We start from the raw sequence: 24,572 nt of genomic DNA on the forward strand, positions 1-24,572 counted from the left end.
TACCGCGACCAGTCACCGCGATCCTCCTGGAATACCGTTGTAAGGCAACGGTATTTCGGCGCGGGGCCCGGCATTGTCCGGCGGCTGCCCCGCGTCGGTTCCGCGCCGGAAGCCGAAAGCGTAGTCGAGGAAGGGCTGAAGGATCTGCGCTGGCGACAGGTTGGGCACGTAGGCCATGTAGTTGTGGCCCGATGCAACAGCTTCGCCTTGGGTGATTTGGTATTTCACCAATCCGGGTAGGGCCTTGGAGATGTTGTCGCGGTTGTTCTCCAACATCGCCGCGACCGAGTTGAGTTTTTGCAGAGCGGGCGCCAACTCGTGCTCGTTGTCTTCGACCAGCGCAGATAGCTGCTTGGCGACCACCGACACGCTGGCAAGGAGGTCGACGATGGCCTGTCGACGTTCGTTGAGGACTGCGATCAGGTCGTTGGCATTGAGTATGAGCTCGTTGAGTTGCTGGCTGCGGTCGGCCAGAATGCCGGTGACGCGTCCGGCGCTGCCGAGCAGTTGGCGCAGGGTGTCATTGCGATCGTTCAACGCGCGAGAGAGTTGCGACAATCCATCGAAGGTGGGCCCCAGTTGAGGGCCGATCTGATCGAGGGTGTCAGACAAGGTGTCTAATGACCGACTGAGGTCGTCGGTGTTGGTCGCGGCGGTGTTGGTGGTGAAATCGCTGACCGCCTCGGTCAGTGAGTACGGGGACGACGTACGAGACACCGGAATGGTGTCGCCGGGGTGCATGATGTGGCTTCCAGCGTATTCCAGGGTCATGACGCGTTGGCCCAATAGCGTGCCTGTACGGATGTGCGCGGTGGTTTCCGAACCCATCGGTGTGGCGCCGGTGATCGAAAAGGTCACCAACGCCTTGCCGTTACGGAGCTCGATTCCCGATACTGAGCCGACCTTCATACCCGACATCAGTACCTTGTTGCCGACTGTCAATCCGGCCGCGTCAACAAAGGTCGCGTGATAGCGGGCACCTGCCGCCCATGCCATCAGCCGTTCCGGCTGTAACCCGACGGCGATGATCAGGAGTATCAGCACCGTGCCGATCACGCCGGCTCGGATCAGTCTTGGTCCACGGTATTTAAGCATCAGGGCTCCGCGCACCTCCCGCCTTCTTGTTTGAACCATGGAAATGCTGCGGTCCGGCCTTGCAGGTCGGTGACCCGGATAGTGAAGCCGCAGATGTAGTAATTGATCCAGCTGCCGTAGGCGCCCAGGCGCACCAGTTTTCGGTAGTTGCCGGGCGCCCTCTGCAGCGCGTTGTCGAGGCGCTCCTTGTCGTCGTCAACAAGCGGCGCCAGACGTGCGAGCTGATCTACGGTGCCAGCGAGCGGCGGGCGGGCATCGGTGAGCAGATCGGCAATCGATGCCGTGCCCTTGTCCAGTGCGTCGATGGCCTCGGCGATCGGGTCACGTTCGGTCGAGAGCTGGCTGACCAGCTGGGTCAGCTTGTCGATCGCTCCGGAGAAGTTGTCGCCATCGGCCGACAGCGTTTCGACCACGAGATTCAGGTTGTCGATCAAGCGCTGGATGGTCTGGCTGTTCTGGGCCAATCCGTCTGTGAAGGACGCTGATTCGGTTAGCAGCGACTTCAACGTCCCGCCCTGCCCTTGGAACACCTGCAACAGTGATGCTGTGAGTGCATTGACATCCTGCGGGTTGAGACCCTGGATGACTGGTTTGAGACCGCCGACTAATTGGTCCAGATCCAACGCCGGTGCGGTGCGTTCGGTTGGGATGTTCGATCCGGCCGGCAGGATCCTGGTCGAGCCGGGCCCGTCAACCAGCTCGAGAAATCTGTCGCCAACAAGATTGAGGTACCGCACCACTGCGCGGGTGCCCGTGGTGAGCACAACCCCGCGATCAGCGGTGAAGCCCACCCGCACGGTTCGATCAGACTGCATTCTCACATCGGTCACGGTGCCGACCCGCAAGCCGGCGGCCCGTACTGAGTCTCCGGTCTTGAGTTCGGAGACGTTGGCGAACGTCGCGGTGAAATCTTCGGCGGCACCGGTGCGGTACTGACCGAAGATCATGAACAGGAACCCGGTCAGCACGACCATGACACCGGCAAAGGCACCGAATTTCAGCATCGTTCCCAGTGTTCTGCTCATCCGGGCTGCCCTATCTGTGCGGTGTTGCGGGGTGGGCCATCGATGGGGCCGAACAGCACCTGCTTGAGGCCGTCGGAATTGAGCAGGATGCCCTGATTGCCGTACTGCCACGGATTGGCACCCACATCGGCCACGACGAAGGGCGCCCGCGTACCGAAGGGCAGATTCGGCAGATCGTGGCATTGGGGTCCGCCGGTCGCGGCCACTTTCGGCAGGTTGCTGGGGAAACGGTATCGCTCCCTGCCCAGCAGGAATCCGATGGAAAGTACGAGCCCGGGCTCCGGGAACGGCGGTCCTTGGGACATGTGGACCATCCCGGCCAGGCCGCACGTCAATGCTTGGTTGTATCTGTCGGTCAGCGACGTGGTCGGGACCAAAATGTGCACGAGATCGGTCGTCGACTGCCGGTTGGTGCTCACCACGTCCTGGCCGACGTCAGCCAATCCGATTGTGCTGACCAGGAATGCATCAAGGTCGCGCTGTTGATCGACCACCGTTTGACTCATCGAAGCGGCGTTGTCAGCGATATTCAGCAGGTCTGGGGCCGCGTCGGCGTAGGCGTTGAGGACGGTCGGCGCGGTCTCCATCTCGTGGCTCAGGGTAGGCAGGCTGGGTTCCATGCCGGCCAACATCGCGTCGAGGTCGCGCATCGCAGTGCCGAAGCGGGCACCGCGGCCGTTGATCGCCTCGGCGATGGCGCGCAGTGTCTCGTTCATCTTGGCAGGATCGACTTTTCTCAGCACGGCGGTGAGGTTCTCGAACACCGTGTTGAACTCCACTGTGACGCGATCGCTGTCGAGAACCTGGCCGGCCTGCATTTTCTCCGGGGACGGGTCGGCGGGCGGAATCAGTTCCACCGACTTGGCACCGAACACGGTTGCCGAAGAGATCTCGACCTTGGCGTTGGCCGGTATCTGAGCGAACTGCCGACTATCAATTGCCAGCCGCAGCAATGCATTTCCGCCGGGCTGATTCTCGATCGACTCGACGTGGCCGATCTCGACCCCAAGGAGTTTCACCTTGGCGTCGGGGTTCATCACCAGTCCGGCCCGCGCCGAGATCACCGTCAATGGGACTGTCGTCGCGAGGCCCCCGCGGAACATCACGACGACCGAGGCGACGACGGCCACGATCACCGCAACCGTGACTGAACCCGCAAGGATGCGCGCGTCTGGTCTGCGCGCCCGCGCAGGACCCGAGTCGTTCAACTTATTTCGCCTCCACACCTCGACGCCGACTCCGAGATTCACCACAGGGCGGTGCACGCAGCTCGACGGCATATCTGACCGCACTTTCCGTGCGGCGCGGTACATCCTTTTGGGTGTGACGAAAGACCGCTCCATCTGGTGCACTTCCTGACCAAACACGCGCGTACGGAGGTTCTGTGGTCATGGGTGCACGATGCGACACGCCAAGATACCCATGAGTGCACGAAGGAGAGCTCGCCGCGGAGTCCTGGCAGGACTGTCAATGATCATTGTCGGAGCTGGAACGGGCGCCCCGGGCATCGCCAACGGCACGGACAGATGGGCGCTCAACGGTACTTTTCGTGCCGAGTCGAACGGTCAGTGGGCGAAGACCAACGACCGGTTCCACGACGAACAGGTGGTCGTAGCCACTTGGACGATCTCGTCATCGTGTAGCGCCCCCACCGCGTGCTCTGGAGAGGTGCACAGCAATCAGGGTTGGTCGGCGCCGGTCTATCAGTCGTCAGGTACGTGGAACGTCAAAAGGACTGTCCCGGGCTGGGAGTCATGCCAAAGCGGCGCTGCAGTAGACGGACTTCAACATATCCGCTTCTACGCTGTAAATGACGAGGGCACCTTGGACATACACTCGTCAACCTTCGCCGGATTCGACAAGACAACTGCACCGAGTGGCGGCTGCGGTATCAACAAGGGCCTCACGATCGTGATGCCGTTCAAGCTCACGCCCATCGACGGCTCCTAGCCAACAGTCGCAACTGGATATGCAGCGCACCGGATCCGGTCAAACGCGTTTCCCGGCCAAGGAAGATTCGGCCGTGCTCGCGGTGATCGGATCCGGTTCAGCAACCAGCAATTGGACAAACGTCTACCCGAGGCTGAAATCGATCACGCCCCGTAGATTGACTCCGTCGCGGAGGTCCTTGATGGCCTGGTTGATTTCATCGAGACGGTAACGCCTGCTCACCAGCTCGTCCAGCTGGAGGTCGCCCGCCTCGTACATTGACAACAATGATGGGATGGCCACTCTCGGGTTCATCTCTCCATAGAGGGCACCTTTGAGGGTCTTACTCGAATTCACCATGTCGGCCAGGACCAGCGGCACGGTCATCTCCTCGAGTGGGGTGATCCCGGTCAATACACAGACACCGCCTTTGCGAATGAGCATCATCCCGCTCGCTACGAGATCAGTGTGGACGACACCGGCGGTGATGATGACCCTGTCTGCCATGACGCCCCACGTCAGCTCCTTGACCATGTCGAAGGCCTCGTGCACTTGTCCGACCGCGTGAGTTGCTCCCAGTAATGTCGCGGCGTTGTGTTTGAACGTGATCGGATCGACGGCTACGACGTACTTTGCTCCGGCCGCTCTCGCGCCCTGCACGGCGCCCATCCCGACCCCGCCGGCGCCGATGACGACAACAGTGTCCCCCGGTTTGGTCTGAGCGCTCACCGATGCGGAGCCGAATCCTGTTGTGACACCGCATGATACTAAAGCAGCAGCGTGAAAGGGGATCCAGTCGTGGACCTTCACCAGGGACCGTTCGGAGGCCACCACATACTCGGAGAAGGTGCCGACCTGCATCATGGCGGTCAGGTCTTCACCGCCTAGATGCCTGCGCGATGTTCCATCGGTCGTCATACCCGTGCTGTAGAGCTGCGACCCGACATCGCAAAGGTAGCTGGAGCCAGAGACGCACCAGCGACAATCGCCGCATGCCGGAATGAAAGACATCGCGACGTGGTCGCCCACCTTGAGGTTGCGCACCTCGGGACCGACCTGCTCGACGATCCCCGCTCCCTCATGGCCGCCAAGGAGCGGAAACCATTCGGCAACTGGCAATCCGGCCGCTGCCATCATCTGTGTCAAGGCCTCACTCGGGACACAATCGCCAGTGGCGAAATGGTCATCTGAGTGACATATTCCCGCCACCTCCATCTTGACAAGCACTTCGCCCGCGCGGGGTGGGTCGAGTTCGATGTCCGCAACTTCCCAGTCCATTCCCACCCCGTGGAGGACTGCAGCGCGAGATTTCATTGGTGATCTCCATTCACGAATCGAGGCGTCAACAGGCCAAGGGCAGTCAGGTCGGTCGCGTACTTGACAATGAATTTCTCTGAAAGATGGGGTATTTCGCCGCCAGCAATGGAACTCACCGCCGCCACTCCCGCACGGAACCGCGTCGCGTCGGTACGCGAACCGGCCGTGGGGGGGCCTGCGTACCGAAATGCGTCGAGGAGGTGCAGCACCGAATGCTGGCGCTGGTTCTCCGGCAGCGAGCGCAACGCAGATTGAAACCGTTCGAACCAGTCACCATGATCGTCGATACGTTGGACCGGGTAGCCGACCGCTGCCAGCCAGTCAACAAAGGTATCCATGGAGACGTTGTCATCGTGAGGGTTCACCACGTGGTACGTCTGGAACCCGCTGGTTGCTCGCGCTCCCAATTCAACAATTGCCTGTGCGACGAAATCCACTGGGAGCCCGTCATAGTGGGCTCGCGGGATTTCGCCATTTGATTGGTAGAACGAGCGAGGGGCTATTCCGGTGACGATCAGGCTGAAGATGAGACGTGTGAACAGGTCTGGCACATTGAGCTGGCCTCGATATTGGCTGTGTGCAAGGATCATGTCGGAACGGAAAACCGCCACGGGGATCCCGCATAGGTCATGGGCTTCCCTCGCGAGGACTTCGCCGGCCCATTTGCTGGCCGCGTAACCGTTGGCATATCCGTCGCCGACGGTGCGCGCGGAGATGGCGACCCGAATGTCTGCGTCCTCAGGGATCGGGTTCCCGTCTGCTGCGAATGCAGCCGCCACTGATGACACAAATGCAAGGGACTTGAGCCGGGCCGTGATCGCCAACCTGATCAGTTCGGATGTTCCTGTGACATTGGGCCCGAACAGTTGCCGGTACGGCAGGACATGGTTGACGAGCGCACCGGAATGAACAATGCAGTCGACCTCACGGATAAGTCGTTCCCAGATCTTCTCCCCCACACCTAGTTTGGGCTCGCTAATGTCGCCAACGACCACTTCGAGGTGGTCCTGTGCGAGTTTAGTGAACCGACTCAGGAGTTCGGGGTCGCTGTTGAATGGCTTGGTCATGCGCGCGATTGCTTGGTCGGTCGAATTGCCCCGGACAATACAGATGACCTTGCCCCCCACCGGAGCAACTCGCTGTAACCATTCGAGGCACAGGAACCGACCGAGATAGCCGTTGGCGCCGGTGATCAGGACGGTTCGGGGCGTATCGGTCGGCGGCGAAAGCAGTCGTGACGCGTCTAGCGTGTCGGTGTCGATGAACTTCTCGAGTTTGAGGTCCGTCGCTCGTATCTCTGCAGAGCCTGAGCCGTGGACAGCGGCGAACGTCGGAGTATTTGAATGCTGCTGGCGCTCTATTTCTTTGGCCAGCGCCTGCAGGCTGGCCGTCGGGCTGATGACCGTTCCGACCGGTACATCGACGTGTAGCGATTCTTCCAGCAGCGTCGCGAGCGACAGGGCCGCCAGAGAATCTCCACCGAGATCGCTGAACCTGGCTTCCGGAGTGATTGCGGTTGCAGGCAGCCCCAAGGTGGCTCCAACAGCGAGATACACGGTCTCCAGAATTGGACGTTGTCCCGCTCCGGCCCGGAGTTCGGCGAGATCGCGCTCCTGGGCTTCTGCGATTTGATGGTAGACGTCTTGCAGAACGCTCTCGTAGCGCGCACGCAGCGCTGGCCGGACGAGCTTGCCCACCGTAGTGATCAACCCATTCTCGACGGTAAACGGCTCGATTTCGACAATGAAGTCGCGTGGTACCTCGTAAGGCTGCAAACCAGCATCACGCGCAACTTGCTGCAGTTCAGTGGATAACGCGCCCCTAACGGCTGATGGGTCCCCGGAGACTTCTTGCGGGTCCGGCACGATCACCGCGAGTACGTAGGACTGTTCGCTGCTGCCGTAGACGTAGATCTGGCGTATCAGGGAGCTGGAGGCATACACCGCCTCAAGATGAGACACGGTGACGAATTCGCCCTGAGACAGTTTCAGTACATTATTGCGCCGATCAACGTAAACCAGCTGGTCTTCTCCGGTTTCGGCCATGATGTCACCGGTGCGGTAGAAGCCATCGCCGTCGAACATTCCCGCGGTGATCTCGGGGCGCTGAAAGTAGCCGGCCATCATGTGCTGCGACTTCACCAGTAACTCTCCTCGCGGGAACGGTTTGTCGGAGCCGTAGTAGCCGAGCTCGGGGACATCGATGAGCTTGTAATCGAGCACAGGCGGACGGAGCACTTTGCCGTCCATCACTATGCCGCCGGTTTCGGTGGAGCCATACGAAATCAGCAGCGGCACATCCAACAGCTGACGCAGGATCTGGGTGTGCTGCGCCGAGAGCGGAGCAGTGCTGCAGTTTGCCCACATATATCGCCCACCGAGCACGTTGCGCCGAATATCCTCTGCGACTGTCTGTTCGACGTCCGCTCGTTTGGAATTCTCGTCGGAGCAACGGCTTAATTGACCGTGGTACCGGTGAATGATCATCTCGCAGACCCGTGGGATCAGGTTCAGTGACGTCGGTCGCACCATCGCGAGGTCTTCGAAGAAGGTCGATAGATCGGGCTTCGCCGCGAAGTAAGCCGTACCGCCGTTGGCCAGGGTGGTATAGAGGTACGCACGGCCATACATATGGCTCATCGGAAGGTAATTGAACGAAATGACTGGGCCCGGCAACGCCTGTTGCCAGGGAGCGATCAACATGTGCTCGGTGTACATCGCGCCTTTGGGAGCGCCGGTACTGCCCGAGGTGTACAGCAGGCACACCAAGGGGTCCGCGTCGTCCTCGTAATTGTCGTCGTGCGCGTCGAAGTTGACCGGTGGGAGCGTCTCACCCTCACTGATCAACTCTGACAACGGCTGGAGTGAGATCGCACGAGAGTGTGTTTCCAGCCGCGCACGGGCCGCGTCGAGCGCGTGGCGGTGATCGTCATCCGCGGTGACGTAGTCGAGCACCACGACTCGTCCCGGTCGCGATTCGGAACACAGCACGGCGTCGACCGCCAGATCGAGATTGTCAACGCTGGTGCACAGCACCTTTGGAGCCACCTCGCCGAGAATGTCGGCGATCACCTCTTGGCCTACGTTCGGGAGCGGAACAACGACTGCACCCATCTGAAGGCAGGCCAGGTCGACTACGGTGTAGTCGACGCTGACGAACCCGAGAATCCCGACAAAGTCTCCCGGTGCTACCGAACTGTCGTTGACTCCGCGATGCCAGACTCGGGCGACTGCAGCTACTCGCCGACCAAGCTCCCGGTAGGTGATGGACTCGAACTGGGGCAGTGGCCGTCGCACGGTCCGCCTGTCATCGGCCGATAGTTCGTACGAACGGTAAGCCACCGCCGGACGGTCGGCATATCCGTCCAGGACCGTCGTGACTGCCTGCCGCAGCCGCATCGATGGCGCGGCGAGCCGCTCCGAGATTATCCGATCGGGTTGCGCGGCAAGCAGTTGCTCGTCGGATTCAAACCGGTACGGTTGGGGGCTGGGCACACCCTTCCCTGTTTCTTGCACCGAAGCGCTGCCTGTTGTCACGCCGGTCCCTCTCTGCTCAGTAGCACCTTCGAGATGCGGATGGGCCCTATTTGATCGCGTCCTGAGGTGGCGGCGGCACATCTGTTCGGGTGTAGCGCTACAGCGAGGGTGAGGGAGCCTCGGTGAACAGATCGATCAGGCGGCGGCGCATGACTTTTCCTGTCGAGGTCAGCGGAAGCTCCTCGATCAATCGAACCAGTCGCGGACGCTTGTAGGCCGCCAGCCGATCCGCAGCGAACGCGATGATCTCATCCGCACCCAATTGCGCGCCGGCCACGGGAACGATATAGGCGCAAGCTAATTCGCCCTTGACAGGATCTGGCACCGGGCCGACGGCCACCAATGCCACCTTGGGATGCTCGGAGAGCACCCGCTCGATCTCTGCGGGATATATGTTGTATCCCCCAGTGATGATCATGTCCTTGATTCGGTCGACAATACGGACGTAGCCGACGTTGTCCATGACCGCGACGTCACCCGTGTGTAGCCATCCGTCCGGCTCGATGGTTTGGTCTGTGGCAGCCTCGTTCTCGTGATAGCCCAGCATTACCAGCGGTCCTCGAATCATGAGCTCGCCAGGTTGATTGGCGGGTAACGTCCGAGCCGAGTCGTCGACATCGGCTACGCGAAGTTCGACTCCGGGCAGCGAGATGCCGATCGTCCCCGGCATTGGCGGCGTGTGGAGGGAGTGCGTAGCTCCAAGACCCGCGATCTCAGTCATCCCCCACAACTCGATCAGGCGGCAGCCGCTCCGGTCCTGCCATCGTTCGATGGTCGACAGAGGCATGGTTTGCCCACCGACGGTGCAACGGGTCAGCGTCGAAAGGTTGGCGCCTGCCAGAGCGGGGTCCGCAAGCAACATCGCATACATCGCCGGTACGCCTTCGAACATCGTCGCGCCATGCCGCTCAATTTGGGTGAGCACCGACATGGCGCTAAAACGCTCCAGCAGTACGACGGTCCCGCCGACCAAGAACGTTGAGTTGATGGAGACGTTGCCGTACACGTGGGCGGCGGGCAGTGCCGTCACTACGACGTCGCTGCCTGTCCGACCATGCATTGTCGCCGTATGAGCGCAGTTGAGGAATACCGACTGATGGCTTTGAACAGCTCCTTTCGGATGGCCAGTCGTTCCCGAGGTGTATCCGATGACAGCGGGTTCATCCCCCTTCACAGCCGGGCACGCGGACTCCATTGGTGCCACGGCAAGGAGCTCGCCAAAGTCCAGCAGATCGGTGGAAGGCTGTGCGCTGTACGCATCGAAACATACGGTGGTCTGCAGTGATTCGATTTCGCCGAGTGCGGCAAGTGTTGCCGTCTTATCGCCGGAGATGAATAGGGTTGTTGCGCGACAGTTTTCCAACACATAGGTCAGTTCGGCGCCGGTCAGCATCACATTGATCGGGTTGACGATCGCGCCCGCCTTCAACGCACCGTGGTAAGCCACGATCCATTCCCACCGGTTCTCCGAATACAGTGAGACGACTTGTCCTGGTCGCAGCCCGCGGCTGACCAACGCCATCGCGACCCGATTCGTCAGATCATCCAGCTGGTCATAACTGAGGCTGACGGTATCGGTGATGAGTGCAATCTTGGACCCGAACTGCGCCGCCGACGCTGGCAAGATGCCCCGCGGACTGTTCAACGATACTCCTTCGTCCCGGTCCTTCGATCGGCGTGACTATAGAACCGCGCCAGCGTCTTTGGCGTCTGCGAGGTCGTCCCACTCCCAACCGAGTTCCAGCAAGATCTCCTCCGTGTGCTGCCCATGCTCAGGTGCGCGGGACGGCGCCGGTGTGGTCTCGTTGAACTGCACAGGCGCGGCGACGACTCGATACTCTCGGCCTTGGTCGTCGGTATTGGTGACCATGAGCCCGTTGGGTTCGACCTGGCGGTCATTGAGCACTTCGAGTGGGTTGGCGACAATCTCCCACACACCTGGTTCGTCTTCGAGCGCCTTCTGCCAGTGCGCCAGATCGTGCTCGGCGAACGCCTTCGCCAAGATCGCCGCCGCCTCTTTGGCATTGGTAATGAGTTTCATTGTGGAATCGAAACGTTCATCGTGAGCCAGTTCGCTCAGCCCCATACGGTCGCAGAATCCGGGCCAGAATCGGTCGGGCTGTAGGAATACAAGCTGAATCCAGCGCTGATCTCTGGTCTTGTAGCGGTAGGACAGCGGGTTGATCACGGTGTCTGGCGTCGACCATGCTGGCAGTTGCTCAACTCCGAACATCTCTGCCGCGCCGATCGAAGGCGCGATCGCCCACATCGCCTGCGCCAGCAGTGAACAATCCACAATCGAGGGCTCACCAGTGCGTTCACGATGGAACAGCGCGCCGCAGACGCCTCCGGCGAGGGTGATACCCGACTGGAGATCGCCGAAGGCCGGGCCCTGCTGGGGCAGGTGCTCGTAACCGGGGATCGCAAAAGTGCTCGCTACGCCTCCGCGGGCGGTGTAGGTGGCAGCATCGAATCCGCCCTTTTCGCCGTCCGGTCCGCGCACACCGCTACCTGACCCGCGGGCAATGATGATGGTCGGGTTGATCTTGCGGACGTCTTCCACGGTGAGTCTCGCGCGTTCCAGGGCGCCGGGTCGCCAGTTCGTCAGGAAAACGTCGGCCTCGGCGAGGAGCTGATCGAATGCCTTACGTCCTGCCGGCGACTTGATGTCGAGGCCGATGCTGCGCTTGCCGCGGTTACCGAGCTCCAGCATGAAATCTGCATCGGCTTTGGCGTTGGCGCGAGCAAGTCCACCGACAACTAGTGCACGCGCCGGATCACCCCCAGCCAGCGACTCGACCTTGACGACGTCGGCACCCCAATCGGAGAGCGCGACGCCGGCCGACGGCACAAAGGTCCACGACGCGAGTTCCACGACGCGCACACCGGTGAGAATCCCTGGTCCTGACATCTGCAAACCTTCCAATCCGAATGCGCTTGCACGACCGCACGGCCATCGCCGCCACGACGCACAGGTGGAACGAGAGTGAAACACGCCGGCACAGTCGCACAACACACCCGAAAGGGTGTGCGACGCAGCGCGGAGACCATTCGAGAAGGTTCTGCAGCGCAAGCCTTCTGACTAGCTGCCTGGCAGCAGCAAGATCTTGCAGTGTTCGTCAGGTTTGCGGAGGTCGTTGAACGCCTCTCCGACATCGTCGAGTGTGCGGGTCGCTGTCACGAAGTCCTGGGCGTTGATAGTGCCATCGCCGATCCAACGCAACGCCTGGCTGAATTCTTCAGGACGGTAGGCGAATACGAAGCGGATTGAGAGTTCTTTCACGGTCGCGACCATCGGGGTGATCGTGTCCTGCCCATTGCAGACGCCCACCACCACCACGCGCGTGTAGAGCGGAACAGCATCAAAGACCGCTTGCAGTACACCTGGGGCGCCCACGCATTCGAAGACAACTGTGTTGGGATGCTGGGCAGTCTCCTGTAGTGGCGACGATAATGGCGGCGCGCCGGCGAGTTCCGCCCAGCTGTTGTAGGGGCTGGTCTGGGCGGGATCGACGATAACGTCCGCGCCAATCTTTTCGGCCAACCGTCGCCGACCTGCTGAAAAGTCTGCCGCCACGATAGGCCTGTGCCCGGACGCTTTCAGAGTCGCGATGACAGCCATCCCAACTGGACCGCATCCAACAACCAACGCGACATCACCGGGCGCCATGTTCGCGGCGGCGACAGCGTGACCACCCACCGCCAGCGGTTCGGTCAACGCCGCCAAAACTGGGTCCATACCCTCGGGCACCGGAATCAGGCGCTTCTCTTGCAGGATCATCTGCTCGGCCAGCCCACCGCCGATTCCCGGGGACAGCCCGACCAAAAGTGGTCCGTCTGCTGTATCGAGGTAGGGAACCGAGGTGACTGCGGAGCCGACCGGTTGGTGCCGGGACGTGCCGGGGCCGTAATCAATGACCCTTCCGACGAATTCGTGACCAAGTGATATAGCTGGTATCACGTCGGGCATCGTTGCCTGGTTCTCGACGAAGTGGATATCCGAGCCACATATCCCACAGGCCAAAGGCTCAACGAGAACCTGCCCTTCGCCTGGTTGCGGATCAGGGACCTGTTCGACTCCGACGGCTCCACCACGGGCCACTACTGCACGCATTGCCACTACCTCACTGGTTCTCCGTCGTGCGCCTACTTCTCCTTCAAACTCTCGTCTGCCTCGATGAACTGACCGGCGAAGTACTGTTTTCCGGCACTGCTCACCAGCTCGACCGCAAAGCCGTACGGCGTGTCATGCATCGAAAACACCATCGTTCCGTCCGGTGCAGTCGCCCACCAGGATCGGTTCCAGCCACAGGCATCCAAACGTTCGGCTTCGATTGCGACGTCCTCGGAGAAAACGCCGATGTGATGACCGCGGGTGCGGCTGCCGAAATCCCACAAGGTTTCAGGTGCTGCGGTGTGTTCGATGAGTTCAACGTGCGTCGGCCGCGTCGAATAAGTGAAGCGGAGCACCACGTCGTCGCGTTCACCCGCCGAGGTGTGCAGAGTCAGGCCCGCGACTTCCACCGGTTCGGTGAAGGTCAAGCCCAAAGTCTGGCCGACATCCTTGATGGCGCTGTCAAGATCTGGCACAACGAAGCCGACATGGAACACCCGCGCATCGGCCCCCAGTGTGGCGGCCAGTACGCCGAGCGCGTCCAGCTCTTCAATTGTCGCCATGATCCTCCTTGTCAGTCCGCACTATTCGAGTCGCCGCGGCTGACAGTCACCGGGTGATTCGTAGTGCGTGCAGTAAACGCAGCCAATGCACCGCCCGGGTACACCCAAACGGCTGTACTACGTGCGGGACATGTGCCTCACCCCGGTCCGGTCGCCGTGTACAGCAGTGCCTCGACAGGTTTGTTCAGGACACCGGCAACCGTGGTCAGTACCTGTGAGCCCAGCTCTCCGTCGACGAGACGGTGGTCGAATGACAATGCGAGTTGGGTGATGTCACGGATCGTGATCTGACCATCGACAACCCAGGGAGTCGGCCGTACTGCGCCAAATGCCAAGATCGCCGCTTCGCCTGGATTGAGGATCGGGGTACCTGCATCCACTCCGAGCGCACCGATGTTGGTGATGGTGATGGTGCCGCCCGACATGTCAGCAGGTGTTGCCCTGCCCGAACGTGCTGTCTCAACCAGCTCCTCGATCGCTGCTGCGAGGTCGGGCAATCCAAGGCTGCCGGCGTTCTTGATGTTCGGGACGATCAGGCCTCGAGGTGTGGCTGCGGCAATACCCAAGTTGGTCTGGCCGTGGTAGACGATCTCCTGATTGTCTTCGTCCCAGTGGGCGTTCACGGCAGGATGTCGCTCGACAGCGATCAGCAAGGCCCTTGCCACGAATAGCATCGGGTTGACCCTCACCCCGGCCCATTGTGGATCGGTTCGAAGGGAACGCACCAGCGCCATCGTTTCTGTAACGTCGACGGAGAGCCATTCGGTGACATGCGGGGCGGTAAAGGCCGACGTTGTCATGGCGGTGGCGACAGCCTTCCGCACACCTTTGATCGGCACCCGGGTGGTTGATGCGGGGCGACTGTTGCGTGTTTCGGGTAGTTCGCTGCGCGGGCGCAGATGTCGTCGGCGCGGGGCCAACTCGCTTGGCCCCGTGCCCACCAGGATCTTGATATCGGCCTCGATGTCAGGGGGCGGCTCGGGCGTCGATTCCGGCTCGGCCGCCGCGGAGACCGGCGGCGCCGCCGGGGCCAAATCGTCAGCGATCGGGTTATCCGTTTGCGGCGGCGCAGGTTCTGCGTCAGCGGACGACGGACCACCTACCCGGAACGAAATGATCACCGTGCCGACAGCGACGGTGTCGCCCTCAGCAACGTGCAGGGTCTCGACTACACCGGCAACCGGAGAGGGTAACTCCACCGCCGATTTCGCGGTCTCGATCTCGCACAGGATCTGATTGACCTCGACCGCGTCACCGACCGCTACCGCCCAGTGCAGCATCTCTGCCTCGGTGAGCCCCTCTCCGACATCGGGAAGTTTGAAGCGAGCAACAGTAGCCATAGAAGTCACTCCTGGAAAAAGAGGGTGCGGTCGACCGCCTCGAGAACTCGGTCGATATCGGGGAGAAAGTGCTCTTCCACCCGCGCGGGCGGATACGGCGTGTTGTAGGCACCAACCCGGAGGACCGGCGCATGCAGATCCCGGAAGCAGGCTTCAGAGATTGCAGCCGCAATCTCTGCTCCCATGCCCAGGAATGTCGACGCTTCGTGTACTACCACCATGCGGCCGGTGCGGCGGACTTGCTCGACCAGGACCGGAAGGTCCAGCGGCGACAGCGAGCGTAGATCCACTACTCCGACCGAATAGCCGTCCTCCTCGGCGGCCTGGGCGGTTGCCATCGCCGTGGCAACGGTAGGTCCGTAGGCGACCAGCGTGCAGTCGACGCCCTGGCGCCTGACCACGGCGCGGTCCAACGGAAGCTGATCACTTTCGTCCACATCCGACTTACGCCAGTAGTGCCGTTTAGGTTCGTAGAAGATGACCGGGTCGTCGCTGCGGATCGCCTGCTGGATCATGTGATATGCATCGTTGGCCTCAGCGCACGCAACGACCCGCAGGCCAGCTGTGTGGGCAAAGTAGGTCTCATTCGATTCGCTGTGGTGCTCAACCGCACCGATTCCGCCACCGAACGGAATGCGGATGACCACTGGCAGCGAGATCCGCCCATTCGATCGCGCCCGCATCTTTGCCAGCTGACTGACAATCTGATCGAAACCGGGATAGACGAAGCCGTCGAATTGGATTTCGCAGACCGGTCGGTAGCCCCGCATAGCCAAACCGATTGCCGTGCCGACGATTCCAGATTCAGCGAGCGGAGTGTCCACGACACGATGGGCGCCGAACCTGCGCTGCAGGCCGTCGGTCACCCGAAAGACTCCACCCAGCGTGCCGATGTCTTCGCCCATCAGCACGACCTTGTCGTCTGCCTCCATCGCGGCGCACAGACCTGCGTTGAGCGCCGCGCCCAGGCTCATGGTGGACATGCTCACCTCTGTCCGCTGGTGTGCGACGCGCCGTATGCGGCAAGTTCGACCTCGACAACCGGATGCATTTCGGCGTAGACATTGCGGAAGGTGTCCTCCAACCGGGGCTCTGCAAGCGCCCGGCATTCGGACCTGACCTGCTCGGCGAACGCCTCGGCTTCCCTCTCGACGTCATCGAAGAATTGTCGATCGGTCAAGCGATCCTCCAACAGCACTCGCATCCGCAGCAGGGGGTCTCGCGACTCGTACAGCTTGAGTTCCACCGCGTCGCGATACCGACCGGGGTCATCGGAACTACTGTGACCGCCGCGCCGATAGGTCTGAGCTTCGATCAGGACCGGGCCACCACCCGAGCGGATGTACTCACACGCTTGCTTGGTCACCTCGTGAACGGCAAGTACGTCGTTGCCGTCCACGTGGTAGGTCTTCAGCCCGAACCCTGCAGCACGGCGATGTAGCGGTGCTCCCATCTGGGTCGCGGTAGGAGTCGAGATCGCCCATTGGTTGTTCTGGCAGAAGAACAGCACGGGCAACGAGCTAGCGGCTGCCCAGTTGAACGCCTCGTTGACGTCCCCCTGACTGCTGGCGCCATCACCGAAGTAGACCGCGACAACCTCGTCGGTCCCTTCCATGGCTGCACCGGCCGCGTATCCGGTTGCGTGCAGCGTCTGGGTCCCTAGCACCAGGGAGTAAATGTGGAAACGGTGGTGTGCAGGGTCCCAACCCGCGTGGGCGCAACCGCGCCATTGCGTCATCAGTTCGGCGGGGGAAAGACCTCGGCACAGTCCGGCGGCGTGCTCACGGTAGCTCGGAAAGACCATGTCGGAGTCACGAAGGGCTCGAATCGATCCAACCTGCGCGGCCTCTTGACCCCAGCTCATCAACCAGAGGTTCAGTTCGCCTTGCCGTTGTAAAGCGAGGGCTTCGGCATCGAAGCGTCGCGCCAACAACATATCCCGGTACAGGTCTTGCGCAAGCTGCAGGTCGAGGCCGTGAGAGTCGCCGTGCAGGGTCAATTGGCCCTGCGGTGTGACGAACTGAATCAGCGTATCTGCCGATGGATGACGCACCGCAACGAACTTCGTCTCAGTGGGCAGGGGTGCGATCGACATAAGGTGCCTCCTTCATCGCTGGCAAATTTGGCAACCGGGTTGCGCTTCAGGACTGCTCGGAACGGGCGGGACGCGACCCTTAACGGGGCTCCGACCTTCTATAAGAATCTTGCTCCACACCAACCAGCGCAGCAACTAAGGCGCAATAATGATGACTACTACGCAATCTAGTGCATGTCCGACTCGTTATGCTGTTGCAGCATGGACCCTTCCAGTTCTGTCGATGCAACACCGGTGGCACTAGACGACATCGACTTGCAGATTCTCGAGTTGTTGAGGAAAGACGCACGGCGCACTGTGCGGGATATCGCCAAGCAGGTCGGATTGACGGTCGCACCGGTGAAGCGCCGAATCGATCGGCTTGAGGCAACCGGAGTGATCGACGGTTACACCGTGCGGGTCAACGCCTCTCGCGTTCATAGCGGCCTTGAGGCGATCGTTGAGCTACGAGTCGCCGGCGACATGGAGCTCGACACGATACTGTCGTTCTCCTCACACCTGCCTGAAGTCCGAGAGGTCCTTACACTGGCCGGCGATCCCGATGCACTGGTGCGGGTGCGCGCCAACAACATCCATGAACTGCAACGCGTGGTCAACGTGCTGCGCACAAATGGACGTGTTACAGGCACAAAAACCCTTGTTGTGTTGGGCAACTGGAAGAACGACCAGTAGACGGCCGGACAACTGCTGCTACGCAATCACTCCAGGCATCGCCAGTATCCGTCGCGTTTCTGCGATCGTCGCCGGTCTGCGACCAAGCTTTTCAATCAGCTGTACGACCGAACGCACCAATGCAGAGTTGCTCGGCTCGCAGTTACCCGCGTAGTCCTCCAGCCCGACGCGAACATGCCCGCCGCGGCGAATCGCGGTCTCTGCCAGTCCGCATTCGACCACATCACCTCCGAGAACCGCTACTGACCAAGGCAACTCGAGTGGGTCAACCAACTCCAGATAGGCGTCTAACGCGGTCGGCGTGGGTGGCAGCCCGAACTGGACTTCGCCTCCGAAGTACAACTTGATGATGGCTCCCGGCGGTAACAGTCCCGCGTTCTTCCACATAGCGACGACTCGCAGAAACCCGGGTTCAAATATCGAGATACTCGGTGCAGCCCGCAACTCAGCGGTGCGGCTAAACATATGAGCGACATCGTCGAAAGTGTTCTGGTAACAACCCTGATTTCCACTTGGCGGCACGGAACCGCCACGCGTCAAGCCGATGTTGACCGAGCCTGGGTCTACGAGCGTCATCCCACCCATACCCCGGCGGGCCAGTTCCTCGACGTGGGCCCACCTCGACTCGACAGGGATGCCGCGTGCGCCGGCCGCCATCGTGGGGTAGAGCAATGCGTTCGGATAACGGGCAAGAATCGGTCGCCAGGCAGCAACATAGGGTTCGACGGGATGAACGCCCGTCTCGGTAAACATCGGATCGTCGTTGTGGTTGTGGATGATCGACGCACCCAGTTCAATGCACTCCAGCGCCACGTCGGAGATCTCGGCAGGGCTACGGGGTACATACCGATTCCGGGATCTCGGGGTCGAACCATTGAGCGCGAGTTCGACGATCACCGGCCCCGTCACTGCGGACGCCGATGGTCCGTGCATGAGTCACCCACCGGCCGCGCTCCTCCTGTTGTGCCGTCCGCAAGAAACCGAATCAATGTACTGCGCTGTCACCGCAGTTGTGTTGAGCGAAATTTGTTGATTGATATTGGTTTTCAGCTGTTGGGATTGATCACGATCTTGCAGTGCTGCGAGGGCCCGCTCAGCTCTTCGAACGCGCTCGATGCCTGATCCAACGAGCGCGTCGCTGTGATGAGCCGCTCGGCGTCGAAGCACCCGTCTGCAACTGCTTGCAGCGACTGCTCAAACTCATGCGGCCGATAGCCGTACGAGAACGTCAGGGTCAGCTCTTTCATGATCGCAATCGCCGGGGTGAATTCATCCGGCTGCTGGCAAGCCCCCACGACTACGACTCGGGTGTGGCCGGGCACTGAGTTGACGATTGTGTCCAGCACCCCTGGAAGACCGACACATTCGAAAACGACGGTGGTTGGTTCCGGGTCCTCTACAAGGAGGCACGAGTTCGGTAGTTCCGAGCCTGCCAGAGCGGCCCAGGTGACGTACGGACTTGCCGCCGCGGGATTAACCACATTGTCCGCTCCCAGCGCTTCGGCTAGCTTTCGGCGCGGTTCAGAGAAGTCGGTGGCCACGATCGGACGATGACCGGCAGCCCTGAGGGCCGCGATCACCGCCAAACCGACCGGGCCGCAGCCGACCACGAGTGGCACGTCGCCCGGCTGCATGTGCGCGATGCGTACCGCGTGGGTGCCCACCGCCAGCGGTTCCGCTAGTGCTGCATGGTTGACCGGCAACCCGGCGGGTACCGCAACGAGCCTGGACTCCTGCGCCAGCATGCGCTCGGCCAGCGCCCCGGGGGCAAGTGGTGACACGCCAATGTGTTGGGGACCGGACGCATGATCAAGGTAGGGAACTGTCGTGACCAGAGTCCCGGGCTTGAGTCGTCGTTCGGTCTCCGCGCCGTACTCGACGATCTCACCAACAAATTCGTGCCCCAGCACGATGGGCGGAAATACATCGGCCATCGACGCTTGAGTGTGCAGGAGATGCACATCGGAGCCGCACACCCCGGTCGCCAAGGGCTTGATCAAGACTTGGCCAGGCCCCGGAGTCGGAGATGCGACTTCTTCAACCCCGAGCAGTCCGCCACGAGCAACTAGCGCCTTCACGTCTCCTCCTACCCGAGTTCTTGCATGATTTCGGAAACTCCCCAAACAATGGTCTCCGCGGCTTCAACCGCATTCCGGACACCCCCGGTGCTGACGATCGCATGGGCTTTGAATGCTTCCGCGGCAGTGCTGGGCTGGTATTGGACGCAGCTGCCGGCGGCGCTGAGTCCAGCGTCGCCCCAAAGGGTGACACTTCTACTCCGGCCGCGTAGTGCATCACCGACCAGGCGGCGGATTCGGATGTCCTCGCAATAGCTTGTCGCAGCCACCGCCAGCGCAGACTGAGCGCCTGCGAGCGAGTTCAGTCCGTGGTCGATGTCTTCGCTGCTTACACCGAGGATGCGCAGCGGGGTGTCCTGCTCGGTGGTCGGTAGCAGCGCTGTGACAGCCCAACCTTCCATCACTCGATCGACGAGCCAGCCACCAATCTGGACAACCAGTTCGGCGACCGATGGCGCCAACACGACAAGGCGGCACGAGTCGGACAAGGTGCGGCCATCAACCGGTGCGGTTAGCGCTTGATGCCAGTCGGGGCGCGCAGCAGCCTGGATGCTCCTCATCGTTCAACCGTCACAACGAAATCCATACGTTTTTCGTGCGGCTGAACTCTTGGATACCGGCCGATCCACCGATTCGACCTGTTCCGCTCTGCTTAACGCCGCCGAATGGGATCGATGGCGGGAATCCGAGGCCGTTGATCCATACCATGCCGGCGTCCAACGCAGCTGCCATTCGGTGTGCACGGCCGAGATCATTTGTCTGGATATAGGAAGCCAGCCCGAACTCGGTGTCGTTGGCCTTGGCAACGACGTCGGCTTCGTCGCTGAACTTCACTACCGACATCACTGGCCCGAAGATCTCGGCGCGGGCGATCTCAGCCGCAGGATCGACATCGGCGAACACGGTCGGCTCGATGAAGTAGCCGTTGGCGAACTCGCCGCCTACCCTGGATCCGCCCGTCACGAGAGTCCCGACGTCCTGTTGCTTGGCTCGCTCGATGAAGCCGGTGATTCGTTGCACCGCGGCCTCGTTGATGACCGGACCGAACATTGTCGTAGGGAGCGCCGGATCGCCGGGTGCGAACAAACCCACCGCGGCCTTGATCCGGTCAATCACGTCATCGTGCACGGTGTCCTGAACCAGGATCCGGGTCCCGTTGATGCAGCCCTGCCCGGAAACCTGCATACAGAAGGCCACAGCTTGCGCCGCCGCCGCATCCAGGTTTGCGTCGGCGAAGATGATGTTCGGCGACTTTCCACCGAGTTCGGTCGCCACCGGGGTGAGGTTTACTGCTGCTGACTGCAGTATGCGGCTGGCAGTGGGTCCGCTTCCGGTGAAATGGATCTTGTCCACCCCACGGTGGGCGACCAGGGCTGCCCCGACGATCCCGTCACCGGGGACCACGTTGATCACACCGGGCGGAAAGCCCACCGCCAGGGCCAGTTCGGCCAAACGCAAGGTGCTGAATGGAGTCAGCTCAGGCGGCTTGATCACCACACAGTTGCCGGCAGCTAGTGCCGCTCCTAGCACCGAGCCCAGGCAGAACAACGGACTGTTCCAGGGGACGATGATCCCTACGACGCCGTAAGGTTCATAGACCGAGTAGTCGAGGGCGGGCCCGGGCCAGGCGGGGTTAATGTCGCCGGTGACCTTGTCCGCCCAGCCGGCGTTATACCGCAGCATCTCCGAGACAGCTTGCAGATGTAGACCTGCGATCAGCGACGGCATGCCGTTCTCGATCACCTGCATCGCAGTGAGCTCTTCGGCATTGCGCTCGATTGCCGCCGCAAGATCAGCCAACAGCTTTCGTCGTTGCGGTGGATCCACCTGCGCCCACTCGGGGCACGCGGCTTTGGCCGTGATCACAGCCTGATCGACTTCCACCTCACTAGCCAGTGGAACAGTGACGGTTTTTCGTCCGGTTGCCGCGTAGATGTGCGGAAACTTGTTTCCAGTAACGGATTTCAGCTGTCCCTTGCCGATCAGCGGCATTGGGTTCGGCAGCAGGTCGACCCGCGCCTCGGAGATCGTCATGGCTGCTCCCGCTACTTGGCGGCGGCGCCGAGGTCGATGGGCAGGCTTACACCGGTGACGTAGCGCCCCTCCTCGGAGGCCAGGTACAACACTCCGTTCGAAACGTCCGCCGGCTCAACCCACGGCTCGTTCCACATGTTGAGGAAGGAAAGCACCGGTGTGGCGTCCTCGAGGGTGGGGTTCTCGAGATCGGGACGGAACATGCCCCGAAGCATCTCGTTGTCTAGCATTGTGGTCAGCACATTCGTGGGGTGCAGGGTGTTGACCCGGATACGGTGCGGCGAGAGTTCAGCTGCCAACGACTTCGCCAATCCAACCACTCCGTACTTCGTGGCGGAATAGCCGGAGGCGTACTGGCCACCCTTCAGCCCCATCGTCGAGCTGATGAAGATGATCGACCCACCCTCACCCTGCGAGATAAGGTGTGGGATTACCGCTTTGGCGGTGTGCCACGATCCCGTCAAGTTGACGTCGAGGATGGTCTGCCACTGCTCTTCGCTCTGCTCGTGCGAGGCGCCCATGGTCAGAATTCCGGCGTTGGCAACCGCGATATCGACGCGACCGAACGCCTCGACACCGCTGTCCACGGCCTTCGATAGCGCGTCGAAATCTCGAACGTCAGCCTCGATCGGCAGGATACGTCCGCCTGCCTTCTCGACTAGGTCGACTGTCTGCGCCAGATCGGACGGAGTCGCCGCCTCGTACGACACCGTCTCGACGGCCTTACACACATCGACTGCGATGATATCGGCGCCCTCTTCGGCGAGGCGAAGCGCGTGCGAACGCCCCTGGCCACGAGCGGCTCCGGTGATGAGAGCGACTTTGCCCTCAACTCGTCCTGTCATGATTTCCTCTTGTTGTCGTCGTCTGGGCTGCGGCCGGTTCAGCCGACCTGCATACCGTCGAGGGCGTCCTTCTCACGCCAAGCCCTGAGCAGGTCCCCGAACTCCATCACCGAACCCCAGTACTGCTCCTGCTTCCAGTTGCGCGACTTGTGTTCGGCGCCTTCCTGGTTGTAGTACCCGGGAGTGCACGAAAGATCCTGCCCACCAAGGTTCTTCGCGATCCCGCCATCGGAACTGATCTGGGCATTGACCCAGGCTTCTTCGGCTTCCTGGCTCACCTCGACGCGCTCGACGCCGTCCTTGGTGAGCTTGCCGATGATGTAGGCGACATGATGTGCCAGGTCATCCACCGGCGAGCAGTAGTTCGCACCGAAACCGAACGGAAACAGGCCACCGACAAGGAACATGTTCGGGAAGCCGTGCGACGAATGCGAGTGCAGCGCCCGCATCCCGGTGCGCCAGTGGTCGTACAGCAAGCGGCCGTCGCGGCCGAACACCGGAATGCCCATCCGGCGTTCGAAGTCACTGGTGATCTCGAAGCCGCTGGCATAGACGATGCAGTCGACCTCGATCTCGACGCCGTTGGCAACCAAGCCCTTCTCGGTGATGCGGTCGACACCCTTACGCTCGCTGACGTCGACCAGGGTGACGTTGTCACGGTTGAACGTCTGCAGGTACTGATCGCTGAACGTCGGACGCTTGCAGAATTGCTTGTACCAGGCCTTGAGCTTCTCGGCCTTAGCCGGGTCGGTCACCACCTCATCCACCCGGGCCCGGATGAGCTCCATAGTCGTGTAGTCCGAATAGTCGATGAACAGCTCCAACTCGGTCGGATCTGCCAGCGCCTCGACGTCGATCTTGGCGCCCAACTCGGTGGCAGTACGAACAGGGCGAGTCCATCCGTCGTCGCTGAAGTCGCCGTCGTCACTGATGATCGGTCCCTGGCCCAATACCGCTGCATTGAAGGCGCCCATGCGACGCTTCTGCCATCCAGGCTTCAAGGTCGAAGCCCACTGCGGGTCAGTAGGCTCGTTGTTGCGCAGGTCGACCGACGACGGGGTGCGCTGGATGACGTAAAGGTGGTCTGCAGACTCCGCGAGCCGCGGAATGCACTGGATACCAGTGGATCCGGTGCCGATCACTGCGACCTTCTTGTCGGCCAGATTGGCCAGCTTCGAATCCGGCCCGCCACCGGTGTATTCGTAGTCCCAGCGGCAGGTGTGGAAGGACGCACCGGCAAAGTCATCGATGCCGGGGATACCGGGCAGCCGCGGGCGGCTGGCCGGGCCGGTTGCCAGCGTCAGGTAACGCGCAGTCATATCGTCGCCACGGTTGGTCGTGATGTGCCACAACTTGGCCGCCTCATCCCAGCGCGCTTCGTTGACCCACGTCTGGAACACCGCCTTGCGATACAGATCGAAGTGCTTGCCGATCCGCTGGGCATGTTCGAAAATCTCGGGCGCGTAGGAGAACCGTTCCTTGGGGACGTAGCCGGTCTCGTCCAGCAGCGGCAGGTAGCTGTAAGACTCGATATCGCATTGCGCACCCGGGTACCGATTCCAGTACCAAGTGCCACCGAAGTCGGCCGCACAGTCGATGATCCGGACATCGTCAACCCCCTGCTGCGCCAAACGCGCGGCCAGCAGCAAGCCCACCCAGCCCCCACCGACGATCGCGACCTGCACGTGGTCGGTCAGCGGTTCACGCGGTTCCGGTTCGGACGCGTAGGGGTCATGGGTCAGATACTCGGAGAACTCGTTCGACGTGGTGACGGCGGAGAACTGTTGCTCTCCGTCCTTACGGTGACGCTTGTCGCGTTCCATCTGGTAACGCTGGTGCAGCGCGTCCGGGTCGAACCCCAGAACCTCGGGAGTGAGAGCATCCTTCACCTTGATCATGGGAACTCCTTGTAACCGCTATGGATTGAAA

General features: G+C 61.4%; 20 protein-coding genes. 2 read left to right on the forward strand and 18 right to left on the reverse strand.

The features are described from left to right. Window positions 1-12 precede the first annotated feature (12 nt). From ACNQR1_RS35315 to ACNQR1_RS35325, 3 genes are read right to left on the reverse strand one after another with little or no spacing between them, the layout of a single operon-like run. On the reverse strand, window positions 13-1,095 hold the full coding sequence (locus ACNQR1_RS35315) for an MCE family protein (protein ID WP_418050626.1): 1,083 nt from the start codon (window positions 1,093-1,095) through the stop codon (window positions 13-15). Then, window positions 1,095-2,120, reverse strand: a complete 1,026-nt coding sequence (locus ACNQR1_RS35320; protein WP_418050128.1) for an MCE family protein — start codon at window positions 2,118-2,120, stop codon at window positions 1,095-1,097. The genes ACNQR1_RS35315 and ACNQR1_RS35320 overlap by 1 nt, the downstream gene beginning before the upstream one ends. Then, window positions 2,117-3,328 carry an MCE family protein gene (locus ACNQR1_RS35325; protein ID WP_418050129.1) on the reverse strand — a complete coding sequence of 404 codons (1,212 nt, stop codon included), beginning with the start codon at window positions 3,326-3,328 and terminating at the stop codon, window positions 2,117-2,119. Before ACNQR1_RS35325 ends, ACNQR1_RS35320 begins: the two co-directional genes overlap by 4 nt. A gap of 262 nt (window positions 3,329-3,590) precedes the next feature. Here ACNQR1_RS35325 and ACNQR1_RS35330 point away from each other — a divergent pair, with 262 nt between their 5' ends. Next, a complete protein-coding gene (locus ACNQR1_RS35330) occupies window positions 3,591-4,070 on the forward strand; it encodes a hypothetical protein (protein ID WP_418050130.1) in 480 nt (159 codons plus the stop codon). Window positions 4,071-4,193: 123 nt separating this feature from the next. Here the strand turns inward: ACNQR1_RS35330 and ACNQR1_RS35335 are convergent, their stop codons facing one another. The 9 genes from ACNQR1_RS35335 to ACNQR1_RS35375 all read right to left on the reverse strand — a co-directional run bounded on the left by ACNQR1_RS35335 (window position 4,194) and on the right by ACNQR1_RS35375 (window position 17,014). Continuing rightward, on the reverse strand, window positions 4,194-5,363 hold the full coding sequence (locus ACNQR1_RS35335) for an NDMA-dependent alcohol dehydrogenase (RefSeq protein WP_418050131.1): 1,170 nt from the start codon (window positions 5,361-5,363) through the stop codon (window positions 4,194-4,196). Continuing rightward, window positions 5,360-8,902 (reverse strand): carboxylic acid reductase, encoded by a 3,543-nt coding sequence (gene car / locus ACNQR1_RS35340; RefSeq protein WP_418050132.1) that lies wholly within the window; start codon window positions 8,900-8,902, stop codon window positions 5,360-5,362. Before car ends, ACNQR1_RS35335 begins: the two co-directional genes overlap by 4 nt. A 97-nt stretch (window positions 8,903-8,999) precedes the next feature. Further along, on the reverse strand, window positions 9,000-10,547 hold the full coding sequence (locus ACNQR1_RS35345) for a class I adenylate-forming enzyme family protein (protein ID WP_418050133.1): 1,548 nt from the start codon (window positions 10,545-10,547) through the stop codon (window positions 9,000-9,002). Between the two features lie 36 nt (window positions 10,548-10,583). Then, complete coding sequence (locus ACNQR1_RS35350) at window positions 10,584-11,813, reverse strand: CaiB/BaiF CoA transferase family protein (protein ID WP_418050134.1); 1,230 nt, start codon at window positions 11,811-11,813, stop codon at window positions 10,584-10,586. 171 nt (window positions 11,814-11,984) lie between these two features. Then, entirely contained in the window at window positions 11,985-13,016 is a 1,032-nt protein-coding gene (locus tag ACNQR1_RS35355) for a zinc-binding dehydrogenase (protein WP_418050135.1), read from the reverse strand. Window positions 13,017-13,048: 32 nt separating this feature from the next. Beyond that, window positions 13,049-13,579: a VOC family protein gene (locus ACNQR1_RS35360; protein WP_418050136.1), complete on the reverse strand. Its 531-nt coding sequence runs from the start codon at window positions 13,577-13,579 to the stop codon at window positions 13,049-13,051. Between the two features lie 137 nt (window positions 13,580-13,716). Next, on the reverse strand, window positions 13,717-14,919 hold the full coding sequence (locus ACNQR1_RS35365; RefSeq protein ID WP_418050137.1) for a dihydrolipoamide acetyltransferase family protein: 1,203 nt from the start codon (window positions 14,917-14,919) through the stop codon (window positions 13,717-13,719). A gap of 5 nt (window positions 14,920-14,924) precedes the next feature. Next, entirely contained in the window at window positions 14,925-15,902 is a 978-nt protein-coding gene (locus tag ACNQR1_RS35370) for an alpha-ketoacid dehydrogenase subunit beta (protein ID WP_418050138.1), read from the reverse strand. Between the two features lie 2 nt (window positions 15,903-15,904). Beyond that, window positions 15,905-17,014, reverse strand: a complete 1,110-nt coding sequence (locus ACNQR1_RS35375; RefSeq protein WP_418050139.1) for a thiamine pyrophosphate-dependent enzyme — start codon at window positions 17,012-17,014, stop codon at window positions 15,905-15,907. A gap of 201 nt (window positions 17,015-17,215) precedes the next feature. On the opposite strand from ACNQR1_RS35375, the gene ACNQR1_RS35380 reads away from it, so the two are divergent. Next, the gene (locus tag ACNQR1_RS35380) at window positions 17,216-17,686 is read left to right on the forward strand and encodes an Lrp/AsnC family transcriptional regulator (RefSeq protein WP_418050140.1); all 471 of its coding nucleotides are present in this window, start codon (window positions 17,216-17,218) and stop codon (window positions 17,684-17,686) included. Window positions 17,687-17,704: 18 nt separating this feature from the next. Here the strand turns inward: ACNQR1_RS35380 and ACNQR1_RS35385 are convergent, their stop codons facing one another. The 6 genes from ACNQR1_RS35385 to ACNQR1_RS35410 form a co-directional block, all read right to left on the reverse strand. Beyond that, window positions 17,705-18,583, reverse strand: coding sequence for a 3-keto-5-aminohexanoate cleavage protein (locus ACNQR1_RS35385; protein WP_418050141.1), 879 nt, complete (start codon window positions 18,581-18,583; stop codon window positions 17,705-17,707). A 149-nt stretch (window positions 18,584-18,732) separates the two neighbouring features. After that, entirely contained in the window at window positions 18,733-19,764 is a 1,032-nt protein-coding gene (locus ACNQR1_RS35390; protein ID WP_418050142.1) for a zinc-binding dehydrogenase, read from the reverse strand. Window positions 19,765-19,772: 8 nt separating this feature from the next. Further along, window positions 19,773-20,324 carry a hypothetical protein gene (locus ACNQR1_RS35395; RefSeq protein WP_418050143.1) on the reverse strand — a complete coding sequence of 184 codons (552 nt, stop codon included), beginning with the start codon at window positions 20,322-20,324 and terminating at the stop codon, window positions 19,773-19,775. 10 nt (window positions 20,325-20,334) lie between these two features. Then, entirely contained in the window at window positions 20,335-21,798 is a 1,464-nt protein-coding gene (locus ACNQR1_RS35400) for an aldehyde dehydrogenase family protein (protein ID WP_418050144.1), read from the reverse strand. Window positions 21,799-21,809: 11 nt separating this feature from the next. Beyond that, on the reverse strand, window positions 21,810-22,643 hold the full coding sequence (locus ACNQR1_RS35405; protein ID WP_418050145.1) for a mycofactocin-coupled SDR family oxidoreductase: 834 nt from the start codon (window positions 22,641-22,643) through the stop codon (window positions 21,810-21,812). A 38-nt stretch (window positions 22,644-22,681) separates the two neighbouring features. After that, window positions 22,682-24,541: a flavin-containing monooxygenase gene (locus ACNQR1_RS35410; RefSeq protein ID WP_418050146.1), complete on the reverse strand. Its 1,860-nt coding sequence runs from the start codon at window positions 24,539-24,541 to the stop codon at window positions 22,682-22,684. Window positions 24,542-24,572: the final 31 nt, after the last annotated feature.

The organism is Mycobacterium sp. 48b (genome assembly GCF_048282725.1).
In the GTDB taxonomy this organism is placed as follows: domain Bacteria; phylum Actinomycetota; class Actinomycetes; order Mycobacteriales; family Mycobacteriaceae; genus Mycobacterium.